Here is a 4,335-nt window from a genome sequence, read left to right as displayed (position 1 = left end):
CGTGGTGCCATGCTTGAAATCGACGCTGACGGTGAAAGCGGTGGTATGGGCGGAATCGTTGTCGGCGACCATCGGCGCAAGGTTCAGCCGCTTGGCTTCTTCGCGCGGCATCGGCGTGCAGACGATGCCGGAGGTGTGGCGCACGATGAACGCCATCTTTTCGGGCGTGCAGTGGACGGCGGCAACGATCAGGTCGCCTTCGTTCTCGCGCCCGTCATCATCCATGACGACGACGATCTCGCCGCGTTCGAAAGCACGCAGGGCTTCGACGATCTTCTTCTGGTCGTAAGGCATAAGTGCTCGCTTTGCTCGCAGGGAATAAGGGAGTAGGGCAGTACGGGAGTAGGGAAAAGCAAAAAGATTTGGCCGGCCGCGCTAAGAGCGCAACATATTCCCTTATTCCCCTATTCCCTTCCCGTCTGTCCCCGATGCCGCAGATAGTGGTCGGCGATCGCACAGGCAACCATTGCTTCGCCGATCGGCACGGCGCGGATGCCGACGCATGGGTCGTGGCGACCCTTGGTCATGATCTCGACGTCCCTGCCGTCCTTGTCGATCGACTTTCGCGGCGTCAGGATCGAGGAGGTCGGCTTGACGGCGAAACGAGCGACGATCGCCTGGCCGGTCGAGATGCCACCGAGGATGCCGCCCGCATTGTTGGACAGGAACACCGGCTTGCCGTCATTGCCGATGCGCATCTCGTCGGCATTCTGCTCGCCGGTGATACGGGCGGCCTCGAAGCCGTTGCCGATCTCGACGCCCTTGACCGCGTTGATCGACATCAGGCCGGAGGCGATGTCCTGATCGAGCTTGGCATAGATCGGCGCGCCGAGGCCTGGCGGAACGCCGTCGGCGACGATTTCGATCACCGCCCCGACCGAGGAGCCCGCCTTGCGGATGCCGTCGAGATACTGGGTGAAGACGGGTACGGAGGCCGGATCGGGGGTGAAGAACGGATTTTCGGCATCGCCGATGAAATTCCAGTTCCAGTTGGCGCGGTCTATGGATTTTTCGCCCATCGACACCAGCGCGCCGCGCACCACAACGCCCGGAACCACCTTGCGCGCCAAGGCACCGGCCGCCACCCTGGCTGCCGTCTCGCGGGCCGAGGAGCGGCCGCCGCCGCGATAATCGCGCACGCCGTATTTGACCTCATAGGTGTAGTCGGCATGGCCCGGCCGGTATTGGCGGGCGATCTCGCCATAATCCTTTGAACGTTGGTCGACATTCTCGATCAGCATCGACACCGGCGTGCCGGTGGTGATCATCGTCTCGCCGTCCTCGTCGAAGATGAAGCCGGACAGCACCTTCACTTCATCCGGTTCGCGACGCTGCGTGACGAAACGTGATTGCCCCGGCCGGCGCTTGTCGAGTTCGGCCTGGATGTCTGCTCGAGTGAAGCGGATGCCGGGCGGACAGCCGTCGACCACGCAACCGAGCGACGGGCCATGGCTTTCGCCCCAGGTGGTGACGCGGAAAAGGTGGCCGAACGTGTTGTGAGACATGAAATGACCCTGCCCGGCATCGGAGCCGGCTGAAGATTGCGTTCTATTGGCGTTTTTCACAGGGGTCAAACTGTGATCTGGCGGATTTAGTTTTGACACATTCGGTTGGTTTCTGCTCTGCTCCATCCGCCGTTGAACGCCCGCCGCCATGCCGGCGCAATGATAAAGAGGAACGATCATGCGTACCCTGATTGGCGCCATTGCCGCCACGCTGCTGCTTTCCACCGCCGCTTTCGCCGGCCAGACCGAAGGCCTGATCAAGAAGATCGACAAGGATACGGCGACGCTGACGCTGGATGACGGCAAGTCCTACAAGCTGAACGCCGAGACCGATCTCGACGCGCTGAAGCCGGGCATGGACATCGTCATCGCCTACGATGTGACCAATGGCGAAAACATCGTCACCGACATGGAACTGCCGGACAGCTCTGCCAACTAGAGCTTCCAACCTCAATTGAATGCTGTGTTTGCGGTTCAGCTTTCGCCGAGCCGCCTGCCAATGGCCTAAAGCGTGTCGCGTCTGAACGGATTCAGGCGACCCGCTTTAGGTCTTTGTTTTATGCATGTCGTTCTCCCAAAACCGGGGTCACTTTTGGGCGACATGCATTAAAGCCACTCCAGACTCTTGCCTTCGAGCTTGAGCAGGCGATCCTGCGGTATTTCCAGGTTCGCGGCCTCGTCCTCGGCCAGCCCCAGAACGAAGCGAAACAAGGTGCGCATGACGCCGCCATGGGTCACGCATATCGTCTGGCGTTCGATCGCGTCGAAGCATGGCCTCACCCGTTCGAGCAGCATCTGATAGCTCTCCGCACCTTCGCCGGGCGGCTGAAAGTTCCACTTGTCCAGAGCACGCGTCATGCTCGCTCCGGGATATCCTGTCTCGAGCTCGGGAAAGGTAAATCCCTGCCAATCGCCGAAATTGACTTCGACGAGGCGCGGATCGGTTCGATAGGCATCCGGATCGAGCTTCATCGCGGCGCGAATACGCTGCATCGTTTCGCGCGTCCGTTTCATCGGACTGGCGAGGAAATCGAATTCCCAGGGATTTGGGACCAACGCGGCTAGCCGAAGCCCGTTGCCGGTCGCCTGTTCGCGGCCAAGAGCGTTGAGATCGGTATCGGCCTGCCCCTGAAGTCGCATTTCGGCGTTCCACGCGGTCTGGCCGTGGCGCGCGATATAAACCAGCGGGTACATCAGGTCTTCCGGTGCGGGATCGGGACGGACGACGGTTGGCCGGGCGTTAGTCCTTGACCGTCGAAATATCAGGCGCGTCGACCGCCTTCATGCCGACGACGTGGTAGCCCGAATCGACGTGATGCACTTCACCGGTGACGCCGCGCGACAGGTCGGACAGGAAATAGACGCCGGAATCGCCGACTTCCTCCTGCGTGACCGTCTGCTTCAGCGGCGAATTGTACTCGTTCCACTTCAGGATGTAGCGGAAATCGCCGATGCCGGAGGCGGCCAACGTCTTGATCGGGCCGGCCGAGATGGCGTTGACGCGGATCTTCTTGGCGCCGAGGTCGACCGCCAGGTAGCGCACGCTGGCCTCGAGCGCCGCCTTGGCGACACCCATGACGTTGTAGTGCGGCATCACTTTTTCGGCGCCGTAGTAGGTCAGCGTCAGCAACGAGCCGCCATCGGTCATCAGCGCCTCGGCGCGCTTGGCTATGGTGGTGAAGGAATAGACCGAAATGTCCATGGTGCGCAGGAAATTGTCGCGCGTCGTCTCGACATAGCGGCCGGTCAGTTCATCCTTGTCGGAGAAGGCGATGGCGTGGACGAGGAAATCAAGCTTGCCCCAGTGCCTGGCGACATTGGCGAAAACCTCGTCCAGGCTCGCCGGATCGGTGACGTCGCAATGGCCGGCGACAAAGGCGCCCAGTTCCGCCGCCAGCGGCTCGACGCGCTTCTTGAACGCCTCGCCCTGATAGGTCAGCGCGATCTCGGCGCCATGGTCGACGCACGACTTGGCGATGCCATAGGCGATCGACCTATTGTTGGCGACGCCAAGAATGAGGCCGCGCTTGCCGGCCATTAGGCCCTGTCCACCCGCCATGTGAGCGCTCTCCGCAAGATTTCAGCTTTGTGGGTTGCCCTATCGCACAGGCACAGAGCCCCTTCAAGCGTCCAAACCGGACAGTTCGGGGGACAAAAGCCGCCGATCAGCCTTTTTGGCCGCGCAACAGCGCTTCGAGCGCGCTGTCGCCGCCTTCCGGCAGCATGATACGCACATGAGCGTAGAGATCGCCGTGGCCGCCGGCCTTTTCCGGCAGGCCTCTGCCCTTCAGCCGCAGGACCTTGTCGGAGCTCGACCAGGCCGGAATGTTGACCGCGAGCCTGCCGGTCGGCGTCTCGACCGGCACCTTGGCGCCGAGCACCGCATCCGCCAGTACCACCGGTAGATCGGCGTGCAGGTCGCGGCCCTCGATGCGGTAGCGTGGATGTCGGCGCAGATGGATCTTGACCAGCGCGTCGCCTGGCTGGCCTGGCCCCTGCTCGCCTTGGCCCTTGAGGCGGATGGTCTGACCATCCTCGACATAGGCCGGCAGCTTGACCGCCACCTTGCGGCCGTCGGGGAACATCGCCGTCACCTTTTCGGCGGTCGCCGCTTCCTCGATGGTGATATCGAGCGTCACGTTCAGATCGGCTGCTGTCGCCTGCTGGCGGCGATCGCCCGTGCCGGGACCGCGCGCGCCCGAAAAAGTGTCGCCAAAAATCTGGCTGAAGATGTCGCTGTTGCCGTCGAACGGATCGCCACCCGGTCGGCCGGAGCGGAATTCGAACCGCGAACCGCCCGGACCCTGTTGCCGACGAAAGCCGCCAAAGG

6 protein-coding genes are annotated in these 4,335 nt (G+C 62.3%); 1 reads left to right on the top strand and 5 read right to left on the bottom strand.

Annotated elements, in window-relative coordinates; all coding sequences use genetic code 11:
* Together EN984_RS24340 and aroC are read right to left on the bottom strand one after the other, a co-directional pair.
* Positions 1–294 (bottom strand): 3,4-dihydroxy-2-butanone-4-phosphate synthase (locus EN984_RS24340; RefSeq protein WP_164765611.1); only part of this gene is annotated, 294 nt, incomplete at its 3' end.
* Positions 295–404: 110 nt separating this feature from the next.
* A complete protein-coding gene (gene aroC, locus EN984_RS24335) occupies positions 405–1,505 on the bottom strand; it encodes a chorismate synthase (RefSeq protein ID WP_127268177.1) in 1,101 nt (366 codons plus the stop codon).
* 178 nt (positions 1,506–1,683) lie between these two features.
* Here aroC and EN984_RS24330 point away from each other — a divergent pair, with 178 nt between their 5' ends.
* Positions 1,684–1,944, top strand: a complete 261-nt coding sequence (locus tag EN984_RS24330) for a DUF1344 domain-containing protein (RefSeq protein WP_027035965.1) — start codon at positions 1,684–1,686, stop codon at positions 1,942–1,944.
* 167 nt (positions 1,945–2,111) lie between these two features.
* On the opposite strand, the gene EN984_RS24325 is transcribed toward EN984_RS24330, so the two are convergent.
* From EN984_RS24325 to EN984_RS24315, 3 genes are all read right to left on the bottom strand, one after another.
* Positions 2,112–2,699 carry a histidine phosphatase family protein gene (locus EN984_RS24325; protein WP_127268176.1) on the bottom strand — a complete coding sequence of 196 codons (588 nt, stop codon included), beginning with the start codon at positions 2,697–2,699 and terminating at the stop codon, positions 2,112–2,114.
* Between the two features lie 46 nt (positions 2,700–2,745).
* Positions 2,746–3,564: an enoyl-ACP reductase FabI gene (fabI, locus tag EN984_RS24320; RefSeq protein WP_127268175.1), complete on the bottom strand. Its 819-nt coding sequence runs from the start codon at positions 3,562–3,564 to the stop codon at positions 2,746–2,748.
* 106 nt (positions 3,565–3,670) lie between these two features.
* Positions 3,671–4,335: DnaJ C-terminal domain-containing protein (locus EN984_RS24315; protein ID WP_127384002.1), on the bottom strand; the 665-nt coding region annotated here is incomplete at its 5' end.

Origin of the sequence: Mesorhizobium sp. M7A.F.Ca.CA.004.12.1.1, from assembly GCF_003997835.1 — a bacterium.
Classification (GTDB): Bacteria; Pseudomonadota; Alphaproteobacteria; order Rhizobiales; family Rhizobiaceae; genus Mesorhizobium.
This window is presented reverse-complemented; position numbering and strand designations above follow the sequence as displayed.